This window comes from Pseudosulfitobacter pseudonitzschiae, from assembly GCF_900129395.1.
Classification (GTDB): Bacteria; Pseudomonadota; Alphaproteobacteria; order Rhodobacterales; family Rhodobacteraceae; genus Pseudosulfitobacter; species Pseudosulfitobacter pseudonitzschiae.
In genome coordinates this window covers 206,865-223,398 of the sequence record NZ_FQVP01000004.1, presented here as the reverse complement: position 1 = coordinate 223,398, position 16,534 = coordinate 206,865, and the positions used below count along the sequence as shown (strand labels likewise).

The 16,534-nt window shown below is 58.5% G+C and carries 19 protein-coding genes; 11 read left to right on the top strand and 8 right to left on the bottom strand.

The annotated features are described in order from the left end of the window. Nucleotides 1-14 precede the first annotated feature (14 nt). Nucleotides 15-671: a Tim44/TimA family putative adaptor protein gene (locus tag BUC08_RS12890; protein ID WP_037922692.1), complete on the bottom strand. Its 657-nt coding sequence runs from the start codon at nt 669-671 to the stop codon at nt 15-17. A gap of 106 nt (nt 672-777) precedes the next feature. On the opposite strand from BUC08_RS12890, the gene BUC08_RS12885 reads away from it, so the two are divergent. Together BUC08_RS12885 and secB are read left to right on the top strand one after the other, a co-directional pair. Beyond that, nucleotides 778-1,257 (top strand): FxsA family protein, encoded by a 480-nt coding sequence (locus tag BUC08_RS12885; protein WP_037922690.1) that lies wholly within the window; start codon nt 778-780, stop codon nt 1,255-1,257. A gap of 68 nt (nt 1,258-1,325) precedes the next feature. After that, nucleotides 1,326-1,817 carry a protein-export chaperone SecB gene (gene secB / locus BUC08_RS12880; protein ID WP_037922687.1) on the top strand — a complete coding sequence of 164 codons (492 nt, stop codon included), beginning with the start codon at nt 1,326-1,328 and terminating at the stop codon, nt 1,815-1,817. A 32-nt stretch (nt 1,818-1,849) separates the two neighbouring features. Here the strand turns inward: secB and dnaQ are convergent, their stop codons facing one another. Genes dnaQ through BUC08_RS12860 form a run of 4 tightly spaced genes read right to left on the bottom strand, consistent with a single transcriptional unit; the run spans nt 1,850 to nt 4,548 of the window. Then, complete coding sequence (gene dnaQ / locus BUC08_RS12875; RefSeq protein ID WP_037922686.1) at nt 1,850-2,536, bottom strand: DNA polymerase III subunit epsilon; 687 nt, start codon at nt 2,534-2,536, stop codon at nt 1,850-1,852. Then, nucleotides 2,529-3,122, bottom strand: coding sequence for a dephospho-CoA kinase (coaE, locus tag BUC08_RS12870; protein ID WP_037922684.1), 594 nt, complete (start codon nt 3,120-3,122; stop codon nt 2,529-2,531). The genes dnaQ and coaE overlap by 8 nt, the downstream gene beginning before the upstream one ends. Then, a complete protein-coding gene (locus tag BUC08_RS12865; protein WP_037922678.1) occupies nt 3,119-3,952 on the bottom strand; it encodes a shikimate dehydrogenase in 834 nt (277 codons plus the stop codon). The genes coaE and BUC08_RS12865 overlap by 4 nt, the downstream gene beginning before the upstream one ends. After that, on the bottom strand, nt 3,949-4,548 hold the full coding sequence (locus BUC08_RS12860; RefSeq protein WP_037922676.1) for a Maf family protein: 600 nt from the start codon (nt 4,546-4,548) through the stop codon (nt 3,949-3,951). The genes BUC08_RS12865 and BUC08_RS12860 overlap by 4 nt, the downstream gene beginning before the upstream one ends. A gap of 403 nt (nt 4,549-4,951) precedes the next feature. Between BUC08_RS12860 and BUC08_RS12855 the strand changes: the two genes are divergently transcribed. From BUC08_RS12855 to BUC08_RS12825, 7 genes are all read left to right on the top strand, one after another. Then, nucleotides 4,952-5,401 carry a CopD family protein gene (locus tag BUC08_RS12855; RefSeq protein WP_037922673.1) on the top strand — a complete coding sequence of 150 codons (450 nt, stop codon included), beginning with the start codon at nt 4,952-4,954 and terminating at the stop codon, nt 5,399-5,401. 119 nt (nt 5,402-5,520) lie between these two features. After that, nucleotides 5,521-6,819 (top strand): transcription termination factor Rho, encoded by a 1,299-nt coding sequence (gene rho / locus BUC08_RS12850; protein ID WP_037922671.1) that lies wholly within the window; start codon nt 5,521-5,523, stop codon nt 6,817-6,819. 18 nt (nt 6,820-6,837) lie between these two features. Next, nucleotides 6,838-8,118 carry a tRNA uridine-5-carboxymethylaminomethyl(34) synthesis GTPase MnmE gene (gene mnmE, locus BUC08_RS12845; RefSeq protein ID WP_037922669.1) on the top strand — a complete coding sequence of 427 codons (1,281 nt, stop codon included), beginning with the start codon at nt 6,838-6,840 and terminating at the stop codon, nt 8,116-8,118. Nucleotides 8,119-8,132: 14 nt separating this feature from the next. Further along, nucleotides 8,133-9,992 carry a tRNA uridine-5-carboxymethylaminomethyl(34) synthesis enzyme MnmG gene (gene mnmG / locus BUC08_RS12840; protein ID WP_037923417.1) on the top strand — a complete coding sequence of 620 codons (1,860 nt, stop codon included), beginning with the start codon at nt 8,133-8,135 and terminating at the stop codon, nt 9,990-9,992. After that, nucleotides 9,989-10,606 carry a 16S rRNA (guanine(527)-N(7))-methyltransferase RsmG gene (gene rsmG / locus BUC08_RS12835; protein ID WP_037922667.1) on the top strand — a complete coding sequence of 206 codons (618 nt, stop codon included), beginning with the start codon at nt 9,989-9,991 and terminating at the stop codon, nt 10,604-10,606. Before mnmG ends, rsmG begins: the two co-directional genes overlap by 4 nt. After that, entirely contained in the window at nt 10,599-11,414 is an 816-nt protein-coding gene (locus tag BUC08_RS12830; protein WP_037922665.1) for a ParA family protein, read from the top strand. Before rsmG ends, BUC08_RS12830 begins: the two co-directional genes overlap by 8 nt. A 1-nt stretch (nt 11,415) precedes the next feature. Further along, nucleotides 11,416-12,306 carry a ParB/RepB/Spo0J family partition protein gene (locus BUC08_RS12825; RefSeq protein ID WP_037922663.1) on the top strand — a complete coding sequence of 297 codons (891 nt, stop codon included), beginning with the start codon at nt 11,416-11,418 and terminating at the stop codon, nt 12,304-12,306. Here the strand turns inward: BUC08_RS12825 and hemW are convergent. From hemW to rph, 3 genes are read right to left on the bottom strand one after another with little or no spacing between them, the layout of a single operon-like run. Further along, complete coding sequence (hemW, locus tag BUC08_RS12820) at nt 12,303-13,448, bottom strand: radical SAM family heme chaperone HemW (RefSeq protein WP_037922661.1); 1,146 nt, start codon at nt 13,446-13,448, stop codon at nt 12,303-12,305. The genes BUC08_RS12825 and hemW overlap by 4 nt on opposite strands. Beyond that, complete coding sequence (rdgB, locus tag BUC08_RS12815; RefSeq protein ID WP_037922659.1) at nt 13,441-14,052, bottom strand: RdgB/HAM1 family non-canonical purine NTP pyrophosphatase; 612 nt, start codon at nt 14,050-14,052, stop codon at nt 13,441-13,443. Before rdgB ends, hemW begins: the two co-directional genes overlap by 8 nt. Then, entirely contained in the window at nt 14,049-14,762 is a 714-nt protein-coding gene (rph, locus tag BUC08_RS12810; RefSeq protein ID WP_037922657.1) for a ribonuclease PH, read from the bottom strand. The genes rdgB and rph overlap by 4 nt, the downstream gene beginning before the upstream one ends. 111 nt (nt 14,763-14,873) lie before the next feature. Here rph and hrcA point away from each other — a divergent pair, with 111 nt between their 5' ends. Then, complete coding sequence (gene hrcA / locus BUC08_RS12805) at nt 14,874-15,938, top strand: heat-inducible transcriptional repressor HrcA (RefSeq protein WP_037922655.1); 1,065 nt, start codon at nt 14,874-14,876, stop codon at nt 15,936-15,938. Nucleotides 15,939-15,947: 9 nt separating this feature from the next. Then, on the top strand, nt 15,948-16,511 hold the full coding sequence (locus BUC08_RS12800; protein WP_037922653.1) for a nucleotide exchange factor GrpE: 564 nt from the start codon (nt 15,948-15,950) through the stop codon (nt 16,509-16,511). The last annotated feature ends 23 nt before the right edge of the window (nt 16,512-16,534 follow it).

The following is a 16,534-nucleotide window of genomic DNA, read 5'->3' as shown; positions in this document are numbered from 1 at the left end:
AACGCGCCGCCAGATCACGCGTCTGTGGAAACCAGCAGCCAATTTGGATCATCCGAACCCATTGTCCGCGCAAAGGCCCAGGTGTCCTTTTGGCGTTTGATTTCGGTTGTGCTGCCTTCCACGATATCGCCGCCCTTGTCCCGCACGGCAGAGGTCAGTTCGGCAACAAAGCGAAGGGTCAGTTCGGCCTCGTTGGTGTTGGCGTCAAAGGTGGCGTTGGTCAGCTTGATCTCGCTGACGCCGATAAAGTTCGCGTCAATCGTCAGCCCCTGATCCTCGCGTGCGGCCACGCCATCGACAAAGCTTTCATAGATTTCTTCCGACAGGAACGGCTGGATCTGTGCCAGTTCACCCTTTTCATAGCCCATGACAATCATTTCATAGGCCCCGCGTGCGCCGCCCAGGAAATCGGAGACGTTGAACGATGGTTCGACGCGCTTCATCGCGGCCAGCGCCTTGGCTGCCTCACTGTCTTCGGGAACATGATCGGTGATATCCAGATCGGGGCCGCCTTCGATCACTTCGAACTCGGGACGCATGGCGCCTGTCTGTTCTTTGGTCACGGGCGGCTTTTCAAAGCCTTCGCGCGTGCCCAGAACGCTTTTCAGGCGCAGGATCAGGAAAATGGCGATGCCAGCCAGAACCAACAGTTGGATTAAGGGCGCTTGCATTGAAAAAACCTCTTTCAGGCGGAAAAGTGGTAACCCGCAGTGTTGGTTATTATGTAGGGGCTGGGGCGCACCAAGTCCACCGCGCCCACAGGAAAGGATCGTTTGTATGTGGTTGTTTTTGGCATTTCTCGCTGTGCCATTGATCGAGATTACGCTTTTTATCCAGATTGGCGGTGCCATCGGTCTGGGATGGACCCTGTTCATCGTCATCACCACTGCGATATTGGGCACTTACCTGATGCGTCAGCAGGGCTTGCGGACCATTGAAAAGCTGCGGTCTTCGATGAACGAGCTGACCGATCCGACCGAACCGCTGGTGCACGGGGCGATGATCCTGTTTGCAGGCGCTTTGTTGCTGACGCCGGGATTCTTCACCGACACGATCGGGCTGGCCCTGATGATCCCGCAGGTGCGGTCGTGGATGTTCCAGACCGTGCGCAGCCGGATCAACGTGACCGGTTTCGCCGCGGGCGGGCAGGGACCACAACGCCACCCGCACCGCCCCGATGTCATCGACGCCGACTATCAGGACGTGACGCCACAGGCGGACGAACATCAGGGTCCCTCGGGCTGGACCAAGCCGTAAGGCATGGCATTGAGCAGGTGACCCCAACCTGTTAAAGCGGAAAAAACGCATTTCAACAGGAGACTTCAATGGCTGAAACCGACGGTCAGGCACCGCAGCAACAGGCGCAACCGCAGATGCGCATTCTGGGCCAGTTCATTCGCGACGTTTCGTTCGAAAACATCATGGCACAGAAAGGCGCACCGCAGGATGTGCAGCCCGATGTGCAGGTTCAGGTCAACCTTGACGCCAAGAAGCGCACCGCCGACAACCAATATGAATCGGCGATCAAGCTGAACGTGACATCCAAGGCCAAGGGCGGCGACAGCACGCTGTTCGTGCTGGAAATCGACTATGTCGGTATTTTCCACATCGAAAACGTACCCGAAGACCAGATGCACCCGTTTCTGCTGATCGAATGCCCGCGCATGATCTTCCCGTTCCTGCGCCGCGTTGTCAGCGACCTCACCCGTGACGGTGGTTTCCCGCCGCTGAACCTGGAAAATATTGATTTCATTGCCATGTACCGCAACGAAATCGCACGTCGCCAAGCGGAAAACCCGCCCAAGGCCGACGCGTAAGTAAACGGATGCTGAGGGCCGTCAGGCGGCCTTCAGCCTTTCGCCCACAGGGCCGCATTGCCCATTTTCTCGACGAATGCGGCATGGGCCTGTGCTTCTTCTTCTGTAATACGTGACGCAAGCGGCGTTGGCCGTGGTCTGGGTGTCCAGTCGGGCAGGTCGGTATCCGACTTTTGCGACCCTGCCGTGGACAGTCCGAAATCGGGTTGGCGGCCACCGATCAGTTCAAGATAGACCTCGGCCAGAATTTCACTGTCCAGCAAAGCGCCGTGCAGGGTCCGCGCGTCATTGTTGATGCCAAACCGGCGACACAGCGCATCCAGCGATGCGGGCGAGCCGGGAAAGCGTTTGCGCGCGATTTCCAGCGTGTCGATGGCCCGGTCATAGGGGATCTCGGGCAGGTTCATCCATTTCAGTTCGGCATTCAGAAACTTCATGTCGAAGGCGGCGTTGTGGATCACCAGCTTGGCGTCGCCGATAAAGTCCAGGAACGCCTGACCGACAGCCGCGAACTTGGGTTTGTCCCGCAGGAAATCGTCGCCCAGCCCGTGCACCTGAAACGCCTCGTCTGGCATGGAGCGTTCGGGGTTGATGTATTGGTGATAGGTCTTGCCTGTCGCCATATGCCCCATCAGCTCGACCGCGCCGATCTCGACGATGCGGTCGCCGCTGAAGGGATCAAAGCCCGTGGTTTCGGTGTCCAGAACGATCTCACGCATTGGATAAGCCTGCCTTGATGGTGTTTACGATGGCCTGAACCTGTGCGCGGGCGTGGTCCATCGTATCGGTGATCACAACATAGTCGGATCGTGCGACCTTGTCATCGTTGGGCATTTGCTTTGCCTTGATCTGCTCGAACTGCTCCAGCGTCATGGTCCCGCGTTCCATCACCCGCTTTTGTTGCAATTCCGCCGGAATAGAGACACATACAACCGCGTCCATCCGCGCGTTGCCGCCGGTTTCGAACAACAGCGGAATATCGAATACCAAGATGTCGGCCTGCGCCGTGTCGATGAATGCCTGCCGGTCCTGACCCACAAGCGGATGCACGATTTTCTCGATCCGCTCCAGCAACGTCGGGTCCTCGGCGATCAGCGCACGCAGGGACGGGCGCGATACCGTATCGTCGATCACTGCACGCGGCTCCAGCGCGCGCATCGGTTCCACCCCGATGCCGCCCTTGCCGTAAATCCGGTGCACGGCGGCATCGGCATCCCACACGGCACAGCCCGCTTCAGCGAACAATTGCGCCGTGGTCGATTTGCCCATGCCAATCGACCCTGTCAGTCCCAGACGAAAGCTCATCTCAGGGCCGCCGCACGCGCTGCACTGTCCACAACGGGACGCTGACCGAACCAACGCTCGAACCCCGGCACCGCCTGATGCAGCAGCATCCCCAGACCATCGACCACCACACAGCCTTGCTCTTCGGCGGTTGCCAGGAACTTGGTTTTCAGCGGCGTATAAACCAGATCCGTCACCACGGTCCCGCGCCGCAGCCCGTCCAGTGGAATGCGCATCTCGGGCTTGCCGATCATCCCCAGCGACGAGGTGTTCACGGTCAGCACGGCATCGTCCAGCATGTTGCCGGCCTGAACCCAGTCATAAACCTGCACGCGGTTGCCAAAGTCGGACGCCACACGGTCGGCCCGCACGCGGGTGCGGTTGGTCAGCAGGATTTCCGGAACGCCTGCATCCAGCAACGAGGCCACCACTGCGCGCGATGCACCGCCCGCGCCGATGATGGCGGCGGGACCGGATTGCGGCACCCAGTCCGGCGCACCGGTTTTCAGGTTTTCGATGAAACCGTAACCGTCCGTATTGTCGGCCTGAATCTTGCCGTCCTTGCGAAAGATGATCGTGTTCGCGGCCCCGATCAGCGTGGCGCGATCGGTGATTATGTCGGCGATCTGCAACACGGCCTCTTTGTGGGGGATGGTGACGTTCACGCCCACGAACCCCATCTGCGGCAGCGTGCGCAGCACCGTTTCCAGATCTTCGGGTTCTACATGCATCGGGATATAGTGCCCCTTCAGCCCCAATGCTCTCAGCCAATGATGCTGAAGCTGTGGTGATTTCGAATGGGCAATGGGGGCGCCGATCACGCCCGCCAAGGGTATCTTTGTCTGGGTCACGCCTGCACAACTCCTCGGACGGTCAGAAAGGCCAGAAGCTGCAAAAGTGGCATACCCAGCACGCTAAAGTAATCCCCTTCAATGCTGGCCATCAGCCGCACGCCTTCCTCTTCTATCTTGTAACCGCCAACGCTGTGACGGATGCTGTCCCAATTGCGGTCGACATAGTCCTGAATATAGGCGTCGGATGCATCCCGCATCCGCACGCGGACCTGCCCGATGTGCCGCCAGATCGGTTCGCCGTTTTCGCAGATGACTGCTGCCGACAACAGACTGTGCGTGTCGCCGCGCAGGGCGGTCAGCTGGCTGACAACCTCCTGGGGCGTTTCAGGTTTCGACAGCAACGTACCCCGATGATCCAGCACCTGATCACAGCCCAGGACAAAGACGCCGGGCATCTTGTCGCTGATCTTGCGCGCCTTGATCTCGGCCAGCGTGTCGGCAATGTCGCGCGGTTTGGCCTGCTCGGCCAGCATCCCCGCCTTTACACTTTCTTCATCAACGCGTGGTTTCATCACCTCAAAAGCGACACCGGCCTGTGTCAGCATATCCGCCCGTATGGACGACCCCGAGGCGAGGATGATGGACTGTGGCATGTGGATAACCTTGTGTGAAAACCATGTGCAGCTGCGTTGGTCCTTTTGTGGGAATTCTACGCTGCGGGTTCAATCCCGAATTTCGCCGGCTTCTTGGCGAACTTCAGGGCGTTTGTACCCCCATGCACAAGGATAAGACAGCGCCTGTTGATGAAACATTTGTTGTGACACTGTCCACAAAGTTATCCACGACGGTTTACGGATGGTGAATCTGCAAACATTTGAAAATAAAACGTAAAATTCGGTTACTCCCAAATCTGCCATTCCGGGAGAAATATTGTCCCACTGTTCATAACCAGGTGTACAAACAGATAATCCACAGATTTTGACGTCACTACGTCATCATCATCCTTTCTTTTATCTTATATATATTATTAGTAAGGAGCCGATCGCAGGAGGCCCCATGTCCGATATTCTGAGCAACTGGTATCCCTACATCAAAGCGTTGCACATCATGTCGGTGATCGCGTGGATGGCGGGGCTGTTCTATCTGCCGCGCCTGTTCATCCATCACGTTGAAACCGCAGGGCTGAGCGGGCCCAGCCATGACCTGTTCCTCGTCATGGAAGAAAAGCTGCTGCGGGTGATCATGAACCCAGCGATGATCGCGACCTGGCTCTTTGGGCTGCTGCTGGTGATGACACCGGGGATTGTCGGCTGGGATATGATCTGGCCGTGGACCAAGGGATTGTCGGTTCTGGCAATGACAGGGTTTCACATGTGGCTGGCACGCCAACGCAAGAACTTTGTCGCGGGCGAGGGGCTGAAAACCGGCCGCACCTACAGGATGATGAACGAACTGCCGACGCTGTTGATGGTCGTGATCGTGCTGTCCGTGGTGGTGAAGTTCTGAATTATTTGACTCTGACGGTGCTATTGCCTATCTGGGCTTAAGCACCCCGTTCGGGGACCGCATCTAGCGATATATTTGATCAAGGACAGCCAGGTTCGCGCCGGCTGCTACGTGTTTGCATGACAGATGAAACCATCGACGCACCTGAAACAGTTGAATGCCTGACTCTGGCCGAGCTTAAGGCCAACAGCCCCAAAGATCTTCTGGCGATGGCCGAAGAGCTTGAGATCGAGAACGCCTCGACCATGCGCAAGGGCGAGATGATGTTCCAGATCCTGCGCGAACGCGCGGACGAAGGCTGGGAGGTCTCCGGCGACGGCGTGCTGGAAGTGCTGCAAGACGGTTTCGGTTTCCTGCGCTCGCCCGAGGCGAACTATCTGTCCGGCCCCGACGACATCTATGTGTCGCCCGAGATGATCCGCAAATATTCGCTGCGCACCGGTGACACCATCGACGGCGGCATTCGCGCGCCTGACAATGACGAACGCTATTTCGCGCTGACAGATGTGGCGAACATCAACTTCGAAGACCCCGAAAAGGCGCGTCACAAGATCGCCTTTGACAACCTTACGCCGCTGTATCCCGACGAGCGTCTGACTATGGAAACCGACGAGCCCGCGACCAAGGACCGGTCGGCGCGGATCATCGACCTGGTGTCGCCCATCGGCAAAGGCCAGCGGTCGCTGATCGTGGCCCCGCCGCGTACCGGTAAAACCGTTCTGCTGCAAAACATCGCCAACAGCATCGAACGCAACCATCCCGAATGCTATCTGATCGTCCTGCTGATCGACGAGCGGCCCGAAGAGGTCACCGACATGCAGCGGTCGGTCAAGGGCGAGGTTATCAGCTCGACCTTTGACGAGCCGGCAACGCGCCACGTCGCCGTGTCGGAAATGGTCATCGAAAAGGCCAAGCGGTTGGTCGAACACAAGCGCGATGTTGTGATCCTGCTGGATTCGATCACCCGCCTTGGCCGCGCGTTCAACACCGTTGTGCCGTCGTCGGGCAAGGTTCTGACAGGTGGTGTGGACGCCAACGCCCTGCAACGCCCCAAACGTTTCTTTGGTGCGGCGCGGAACATCGAAGAGGGCGGAAGCCTGACCATCATCGCAACCGCGCTGATCGACACCGGCAGCCGGATGGACGAGGTGATCTTTGAAGAATTCAAAGGCACCGGTAACTCGGAAATCGTTCTGGATCGCAAGATCGCGGACAAACGCGTGTTCCCGGCCATCGACATCCTGAAATCCGGCACACGGAAAGAGGAGCTGCTGGTCGACAAGAACGATCTGGCCAAGACCTTTGTCCTGCGTCGCATCCTGAACCCGATGGGCACCACCGATGCCATCGAGTTCCTGATTTCCAAGTTGAAGCAGACCAAGACGAATTCGGATTTCTTCGATTCCATGAACACCTGACCCTTGGGGGCGTGACCGATGGATACGATTTTTGCCCTTGCCACCGCGCAGGGCCGCGCGGGCGTGGCCGTTGTGCGCGTGTCTGGTCCGTCGGCGCATCACGCGGGTCAGATGCTTTGCGGTGCGCTGCCTGACGCGGGTTGCTTTGCTGTCCGCGCCCTGCGTGCGGGTGACGAACTGTTGGACCGTGCTCTGGTCCTGACATTCGCCGCGCCGCACAGTTTCACCGGTGAAGACGTGATCGAACTGCATCTGCACGGCAGCATCGCCATCCTGCAACGGGTCTTGTCCGTTCTGGGCGGGATCGAAGGGCTGCGGCTGGCCGAACCCGGCGAATTCACCCGCCGCGCCTTGGAAAACGGCAAGATGGACCTGGCGCAGGTCGAAGGGCTGGCCGATCTGATCGACGCCGAAACGGAATTCCAACGGGCCCAGGCGATGCAGACCGTCGAGGGTGCGCTGAGCAAAGTTGTCGAGGATTGGCGCACGCGGCTGATCCATGCAGCGTCGTTGCTGGAGGTCACCATTGATTTCGCCGATGAAGATGTGCCGGTTGATGTGGCGCCAGAGGTCGTCGATCTGCTTGCCGAGGTTATTTTGCAAGCGTCGGACGAGGTTTCGCGGTCCTATGTGGCCGAACGGGTGCGTTCCGGGTTCGAAGTGGCTATCGTGGGCCTGCCAAACGCGGGAAAGTCTACTCTTCTCAATGCGTTAGCTGGTCGTGATGCTGCTATCACCTCGGAATTCGCGGGCACCACCCGCGATGTGATCGAAGTGCGCATGGATCTGGATGGTTTGCCAGTGACATTCCTGGACACCGCCGGTTTGCGCGAGAGCGACGATCATGTGGAAGCGATCGGGATCGAACGCGCCATCGCCCGTGCCCGAACGGCAGACCTGCGGGTGTTTCTGACAGATGATATATCTGCGCTGCCGTTGACGCCGTGGCCACAAGATATTGTCGTCGCTCCCAAGGCTGACCTGCGGAGCGACGGGACAGGGGTGTCCGGTGTGACGGGCGCTGGTGTGACGGATCTGGTACAGGCTGTGAAAGCTGTCTTTGCCGACAAAGTGGCACAGGCGGGCCTGACCTCGCGTGCACGTCACCGGACCTCGCTGCAATCCGCCGTTGCAGCTTTGGAGACCGCGCAAGACCTCGTCAAACAGGGTCCAGAGGTTTATGACTTGGCAGCAGAGGAATTGCGGATCGCGATTCGCAGCCTTGAATTCCTTGTGGGTCGCATCGATGTAGAAAACCTGCTGGATGAAATCTTTTCCAGCTTCTGCCTGGGTAAATGACAGGAGTGTTTCACGTGAAACATTTTGACGTTCTGGTAATCGGTGGTGGCCATGCAGGAGCAGAGGCCGCCCACGCGGCTGCGCGGATGGGGGCGAATACGGCGCTGGTGACGATGACGTTGGCCGGCATCGGCGTCATGTCCTGCAATCCGGCGATTGGTGGCTTGGGCAAGGGCCACTTGGTGCGCGAGATTGACGCCATGGATGGTGTCATGGGGAAGGTCGCGGACAAGGCCGGTATCCAATTCCGTCTGCTGAACCGCCGCAAAGGCCCAGCGGTCCAAGGCCCACGTGCCCAGGCCGACCGCGCAATATACCAACGGGAGATGCTTGCGGCCACTTTGGCGCAGCCGAACCTGACCGTGGTCGAGGGCGAAGTCGTTGACCTGAAAATGTCCGGTACGCAGGTGACGGGCGTTGAACTTGCGGATGGCACATTGATCGACTGCACGACCGTCGTTCTGACGACCGGCACATTCTTGCGCGGTATTATCCATATTGGCGAAGAAAAGCGCTCGGGCGGGCGTATGGGCGACAAGGCTTCGGTTCGTCTGGCGGAGCGGATTGACAGCTTTGGTCTGCCATTGGGGAGGCTCAAGACAGGCACACCGCCGCGTTTGGATACGCGCACAATCAACTGGTCGATCCTCGAAGAACAGAAGGGCGACGATGATCCCGCGTTTTTCTCCTTTGAAACAACGCAATTGTCCGCCAAGCAGGTATCATGCGGTATCACGCACACGAATGAACGCACGCACGAAATTATTTCGAAAAACCTTTCGCGATCCGCGATGTATGGCGGCCATATTGATGGCACAGGCCCGCGCTATTGCCCTTCGATCGAGGATAAAGTCGTGCGTTTTGCCGATAAATCCTCGCATCAGGTGTTTCTGGAGCCTGAAAGCCTGACGGGCAACACCGTTTACCCCAACGGGATTTCAACCTCTCTGCCTGTCGATGTGCAGCAAGACTACATCCATTCCATCGTCGGGTTGGAAGAAGCGGTGATCCTGCAGCCCGGATATGCGATTGAATACGACTATGTCGATCCGCGCGCGCTGGACGCCACGTTGCAACTGCGTGCAACGTCGCATCTGTTCCTGGCGGGGCAGATCAACGGGACAACGGGGTATGAAGAGGCCGCGGCCCAAGGAATGGTTGCCGGCCTGAATGCCGCATGTCTGGCGCAGGGGCGCGATCCTGTGCAGTTTGGGCGTGGGACCAGCTATATTGGCGTGATGATTGACGACCTGACAACGCGCGGTGTGACCGAGCCCTATCGAATGTTCACATCACGGGCCGAGTTCCGGTTGTCCCTGCGGGCCGACAACGCTGACCAACGTCTGACGCCGCAGGCGATTGAACTGGGTGTGGTTTCGGAAAAACGCCGCCGTCTGTTTGAGGCCAAGCGCGACGCGCTTGAGGCGGGTTATCAGGCGATGACGCGCGAGAAATACTCGCCAAAGCAGATCACCGCCGCTGGAATTGCGGTCAAAGAGGACGGCACGCGTCGGACGCCTTATCAGCTTCTCGCCTTTCCGGATGTTCAGTTTTCCGATGTTATTCAGGTTCAGCCCGATCTGGAAACCATCAATCCGGCAATTCAGATCCAACTGGCCCGTGACGCGCTCTATGCAAACTACATTGACCGCCAGCAAAAGGATATCGATCGCCTGCAAAAGGACGAAGCGCATGTGATTCCGGATGGATTCGTTTACGCGGGTATCAGTGGTCTGTCGAACGAGCTGACTTCAAAGCTTGAGCGCATCCAGCCGAGCAATCTCGCCCAGGCTGCGCGGGTTGAAGGAATGACGCCGGCGGCTTTGGCGTTGCTTTTGGCTAAACTGCGGCAGCACAAGAAGAAATCCGCATGACGATTATACCGGACTGGCTGGCTGGCGATGTTTCACGTGAAACATTGCAGGACCTTCAAGGTTTTCACGATCTCTTTCTGAAATGGAATGCCAAGATCAACCTTGTTTCGCGTTCCAGCGCGCCCGAGCTGTGGAACCGGCACATCTGGGATTCGGCGCAGGTTTGGAAGCTGGCGCCAAAATCTGTGCATTGGGCCGATTTCGGCAGCGGAGGCGGTTTTCCAGCCATCATTTGCGCGATTTTTGCGAAGCATGAAGCCCCTGACACCAAATTCACTCTGGTGGAGAGCGACCAGAGAAAATCCACCTTTCTGCGCACCGCAATACGCGAGCTGGGCCTGAACGCGACTGTCTTGGCCCGACGGATTGAAGAGATCGAGCCCTTGAATGCCGACGTTATTTCGGCGCGGGCATTGTCGCAACTTTCCGATTTGCTTGAGTTTGTTGCACAACATATGTCTTCCGAAGGGCAAGCGCTGTTCCCAAAAGGGGAAATCTGGCAGTCAGAGCTTGATGCAGCCCGCAAAGCGTGGACATTTAATTGTATTGCCCACACCAGCTATACGGACGCGCAGGCAGCCGTTTTGCAGATCAAGGAGTTGAAACGTGTCTGACCCAACACGCCCCATCGGACCCAAGATCGTGGCTATCGCAAACCAGAAAGGTGGCGTTGGTAAGACGACGACGTCGATCAACCTTGCTGCGGCGCTGGCCGAGCAGGGGCGCAAGGTTCTGTTGGTGGATCTTGATCCGCAAGGGAATGCATCGACCGGGCTTGGGATCGAGGTAGACGACCGGGTTCTCACGACCTATGAGTTGTTGCTGGAAGACGTCGACCTGGGCGAGGCGATCCTGCCCACGTCCGAGGCAAATCTGTTTATCATACCGGCGACGGTGGACCTGAGCTCTGCGGATCTTGAACTCATGTCCAACGAAAAACGCAGCTTTTTGTTGCATGATGCGCTGCGCCAGATCCAGATGGACCCGTTTGGTTTTGATTATGTGCTGATTGATTGCCCGCCATCTTTGAACCTGTTGACGGTGAACGCGATGATTGCCGCGCATTCCGTTCTGGTGCCGCTGCAATCCGAATTTTTTGCGCTCGAAGGGTTGTCGCAATTGATGTTGACCGTTCGAGAGGTCCGGCAATCGGGAAACAAGGACCTGCGGATCGAAGGTATTGTGTTGACCATGTACGACCAACGCAACAACTTGAGTTTGCAGGTGGAGCAGGACGCGCGCGACAACCTGGGCGAACTGGTGTTCAAGACTGTGATCCCGCGCAACGTGCGCGTGTCGGAAGCGCCGTCTTTTGCGATGCCGGTGCTGAGCTATGACCCCACGTCGCGGGGGGCCAGGGCCTATCGCGACCTGGCGGTTGAATTTATTCGGAACAATGCACGACAGAAAGTAGAGGCCTGAGATGGTACCCAAGGATAAGAAACGCGGACTCGGCCGTGGGCTTTCGGCGCTGATGGCGGATGTGAACGAGGCCGAGAAGGCGACCGTGGAAAGCGTTGCGTCGGGTGTGCGGATGGTTCCGATTGAACAGGTCAAACCGAACCCGGATCAGCCGCGTAAACGTTTTACGCAGGACGATTTGGATGATCTGGCGGCGTCGATTTCCGAAAAGGGCGTGATTCAGCCGCTGATCGTGCGCGAGAAAGATGGCGGATTCGAAATCGTCGCCGGCGAGCGCCGATGGCGCGCGGCACAGATGGCGAAGCTGCATGAACTGCCAGTGATTCTGCGCGATTTTGACGACATGGAAGTGTTGGAAGTCGCGATTATCGAAAACATTCAGCGGGCGGATCTGAACGCGATTGAAGAGGCGGTCGGCTATCGTCAGTTGATGGACAAGTTTGGCCATACGCAGGAAAAGATGGCCGAGGCTTTGGGCAAAAGCCGCAGTCACATTGCGAACCTGTTGCGGTTGTTGCAATTGCCCGACGATGTGGTCGAGTTGGTGCGCAAGGGCGATTTGTCATCTGGCCACGCACGCGCGTTGATCACGGCGGATAATCCCTCAGCGCTCGCGAGGAAGGTTGTGGCCGAAGGGTTGAGCGTACGCGCGACCGAAGCTTTGGTGAAATCCATGCAGGGTCGGGGCGAAGAAACCGCACCCAAAAGTTCCAAACGGGCAGGCGAAACAAAGGACGCAGACACCAAGGCACTCGAAGGCGATCTTTCGGCGGCTTTGGGTATGACGGTTCAACTGTCGCACAAGCCGGGGGCCGAGGCGGGTCAGATGTCGATTTCGTACAAGACGTTGGAAGAACTGGACGAATTGTGCCGGATACTCAGCGGAAGCTAATCCGCAAGCAATTCGCGTAAAACGCCGTTCAAAACGCTAACACCTTGTTCTGTAACGGAAATATTCTTGCCTCTCTGATTGAGCAAACCAAGCTCTGAGAGGTTTTTCAGCGTATCAGGGGCCACAGAGCGCCCCGAAAGCGCCTCGAAACGCGCCAGATCCACGCCATCGGTCAGGCGCAGGCCCATCAAAAGAAATTCGTTGGCCTGATCTTCACCGGTAAGGGCAACATTTGGCAGCTGCCGCAGATCTTCCAGCCAGCGTTTGGGGTTGGTGGGCGCTTCGGTGGCGAACCGTTGGCCGTTCAGGGTCAGGCGACCATGCGCCCCAGGGCCGATGCCGACGTAATCTCCGTAGCGCCAGTAAATCAGGTTGTGCCGCGATTGCGCGCCGTCACGGGCGTGGTTGCTGACCTCATATGCGGGCATGCCGAAATCGGCACAGATGTCGCGGGTCAGGGTGAACATATCTGCGGCGCGGTCTTCGTCGGGCAGGCCGACCAGCTTGCCCGCGTTGTATCGGTCGCCGAAAGCCGTGCCCTGTTCGATGGTCAGCTGATACAGCGAAAGGTGGTCTATCGCCATGGCCAGAGCCTGCTTCAGCTCGGATTCCCAATCAGCCAATGTTTGTTTTTGCCGACCATAAATCAGGTCAAAGCTGACCCGATCAAAGGTTTTGCGCGCAATGTCGAAAGCGGCACGCGCTTCGTCAGCGGAATGGATACGACCCAGCCGACGCAGATCCTCATCGTTCAGTGCCTGAATGCCCATCGAAATGCGGTTCACACCACCGGCGCGGAAATCGACAAAACGTTGCGCCTCGACCGAGCCGGGGTTGGCCTCTAGCGTAATTTCCATGTCGTTGGCGGTGGGCCAATGTTTGCGGATCGCGTCGATGATGTCGGCGACAACCCAGGGCTCCATCAGGCTGGGGGTGCCGCCGCCGAAAAACACGGTGTGCACGATGCGCCCAGGCGTCTGTTCGGCAGCTTTGCGGATCTCCTCCAGATAGGCATCGCGCCACGCCGCATGGTCGATGGTACGTGCAACGTGGCTGTTAAAGTCGCAATAGGGGCATTTGGCGGCACAAAACGGCCAGTGGATGTAAATCCCAAAGCCGCCGTTTTGCCAATCTTCAGTCAAAGCAGCCGGCAATCAGCTTTTGGAACGCATTGGCGCGATGGCTGATGGCGTTTTTGGCCTCAGAGGTCATCTCGGCAAAGGTTACATCGTGGCCAAGCGGTTGAAACATCGGATCATATCCGTGCCCCATCTCGCCGCGCAGCGGCCAAACCAACGTGCCCTCGACCGTACCTTCGAACACTTCGTCGTGGCCGTCGGGCCAGGCCAGCACCAGTGTCGAACAGAATCGCGCAGTGCGGGGTTCGGGGGCGTTGCGTTCTTCCAGAAGATCGCGGGTTTTGGTCATCGCCATCAGGAAATCGCGGCCATTCGGGGTTTCGGCCCAATCGGCGGTATAGACACCGGGCGCGCCATCCAGCGCATCCACCTGAATACCGGAATCGTCCGAAAGCGCGGGCAGGCCGGTCGCCTGCGCGGCTGCATGTGCCTTGATCCGGGCGTTGCCGACAAAAGTGGTTTCGGTTTCTTCCGGTTCGGGCAGCTTCATCTCGGCGGCACCGATGACCTGCACGCCAAGCGGCTGGAACAGGGCAACCATCTCTTCCAGCTTGCCGGCGTTGTGTGTGGCAACCAACAGCCTGTCACCGGTGAATCTGCGTGTCATGCCGTGGCTGCCTTTTGCGCGGCGACCAGTTCGGACACGCCTTTTTCCGCCAGATCCATCAGCTGGTTCATTTGATCGCGCGAGAATGTCTGGCCCTCGGCGCTCATCTGCACCTCGATCAACCGGCCCGTGCCGGTCAGGATAAAGTTGCCATCGACACCAGCTTCGCTGTCCTCGGGATAGTCCAGATCCAGAACCGGCTGGCCCGCATAAATCCCGCAGCTCACAGCGGCAACAGGGTCTACCAAAGGATCAGAGACGATATCGCCCGCTTTCATCAGCTTGTTCACCGCCAGTTTCAGCGCGACCCAACCGCCGGTGATCGACGCGCAGCGGGTGCCGCCGTCGGCTTGCAGCACGTCACAGTCGATGGTGATCTGACGCTCGCCCAGTGCAGAACGATCCACGCCCGCGCGCAGTGACCGACCGATCAGACGTTGGATTTCAACGGTGCGGCCACCTTGTTTGCCCATCGCGGCCTCGCGGCGCATCCGGGTGTTTGTGGCACGGGGCAGCATACCGTATTCCGCAGTGACCCAGCCCAGTCCGGACCCCTTGATAAAGGGCGGCACGCGGTCTTCTATTGTCGCAGTGCACAGGACATGGGTATGCCCGACCTTGATCAGAGCGGACCCTTCGGCATGTTTGGTAAAGCCGGTTTCAATGGACACGGCGCGCATTTCGTCCAGTTTTCTTCCCGAGGGTCGCATGATACATCCTTTGTGTCTGTTGGAGCGGGGATAACGCCCCACGGGCCTGTGACGCAAGTGCGATTGACCTTTTGTGACCCAGCCCGTCTAGTGGCGACGTCGAGGCAAAATATGACAGATACACCAAATATTCTTGAAGAGTTGAATGACCGGTCGCGCGAAGTGTTTCGTCGCGTGGTCGAAGGTTACCTTGCGAACGGCGATCCGGTGGGGTCGCGCACGCTGACGCGGGATTTCAGCGAAAAGGTCAGCGCCGCAACCATTCGCAATGTGATGCAGGACCTGGAGTTCATGGGGCTGCTGGACAGCCCGCACGTGTCCGCCGGGCGTATCCCGACCCAGCGCGGGTTGCGGATGTTCGTGGACGGGTTGATGGAAGTGGGCTTGCCGGATTCCGCCGACCGAGAAAAGATCGACGCAACGCGCGGCGCGGGCGAACGGGACGTGGCCGGATTGCTGGATCGGGTCGGTTCGGCGCTGTCCGGCGTGACGCAGGGCGCGTCGCTGGTGCTGGCGCCCAAGCACGAGGCGCCGATCAAACATATCGAATTTGTCTCGTTGGGCCACGACCGCGCGTTGGGCGTTCTGGTGCTGGCCGACGGCCATGTGGAAAACCGGCTGTTCACGCCGCCGCCCGGACAAACGCCCAGTTCGATGCGTGAGGCCGCGAATTTTCTGAACGCGCTGATCGAGGGCAAGACGCTGGGCGAAGTGCAGTCTGTGATCCAGGTCGAGATCAAGAAACGCCGCCGCGAAATCGACAGCCTGGCCGCCGAACTGGTGCAACAGGGATTGGCCGTCTGGGATGGCGATGACGACCGGAATCAACGGCTGATCGTGCGGGGACGGTCGAATCTGTTGGGTGCCGCGGGCGACGGCGAGGATCTGGACCGCATCCGCACGCTGTTTGACGACCTGGAACGCAAACGTGACATCGCCGAATTCCTTGAACTGACGGAAGAAGGTCACGGTGTGCGCATTTTTATCGGCTCGGAAAACAAACTTTTTTCACTTTCGGGTTCCTCTCTGGTGGTTTCCCCATATATGAACGCGGATCGAAAGATCATCGGAGCGGTCGGGGTCATCGGGCCCACGCGGCTGAACTATGGGCGCATCGTTCCGATTGTGGATTATACGGCGCAATTGGTGGGCAAATTGCTGACCGATAAAAGTTAGAGGTGAAGAATGGCGGAGCCGAAAGACAACGATTTCCTGGACGACATCGACGCGGCAGAAGCAGACGCATACGCGGATGAAATGGCCGAGATCGATGACGAGGCATTGGAGCTGGACCAGCTGCGCGCTGAGCGGGATCAATTGAAGGACCGGTTCATGCGGGCGCTGGCCGACGCGGAAAACGCACGCAAACGGTCGGACAAGGACCGTCGCGAGGCCGAGAATTATGGCGGTTCTAAGCTGGCCCGTGACATGCTGCCGGTGTACGACAACATGAAGCGCGCGCTTGACGCGGCGACCGAAGACCAGCGCAGCGTTGCCGGCCCATTGCTGGAAGGCGTCGAGCTGACCATGCGGGAACTGCTGAGTGTTTTCAAAAAACATGGAATCGAGGTGATCGCGCCCGAAGTGGGTGACAAGTTCGATCCGCAGCACCATCAGGCGATGTTCGAGGCACCCGTGCCTGGCACCAAAGCGGGCGAGATCATCCAGGTTGCCGCCGAAGGGTTCATGCTGCACGACCGTTTGCTGCGCCCGGCTCAGGTGGGTGTGTCGTCGATGCCCGCGTCCTAATACGTTTGAAATTGAAAGTTTGA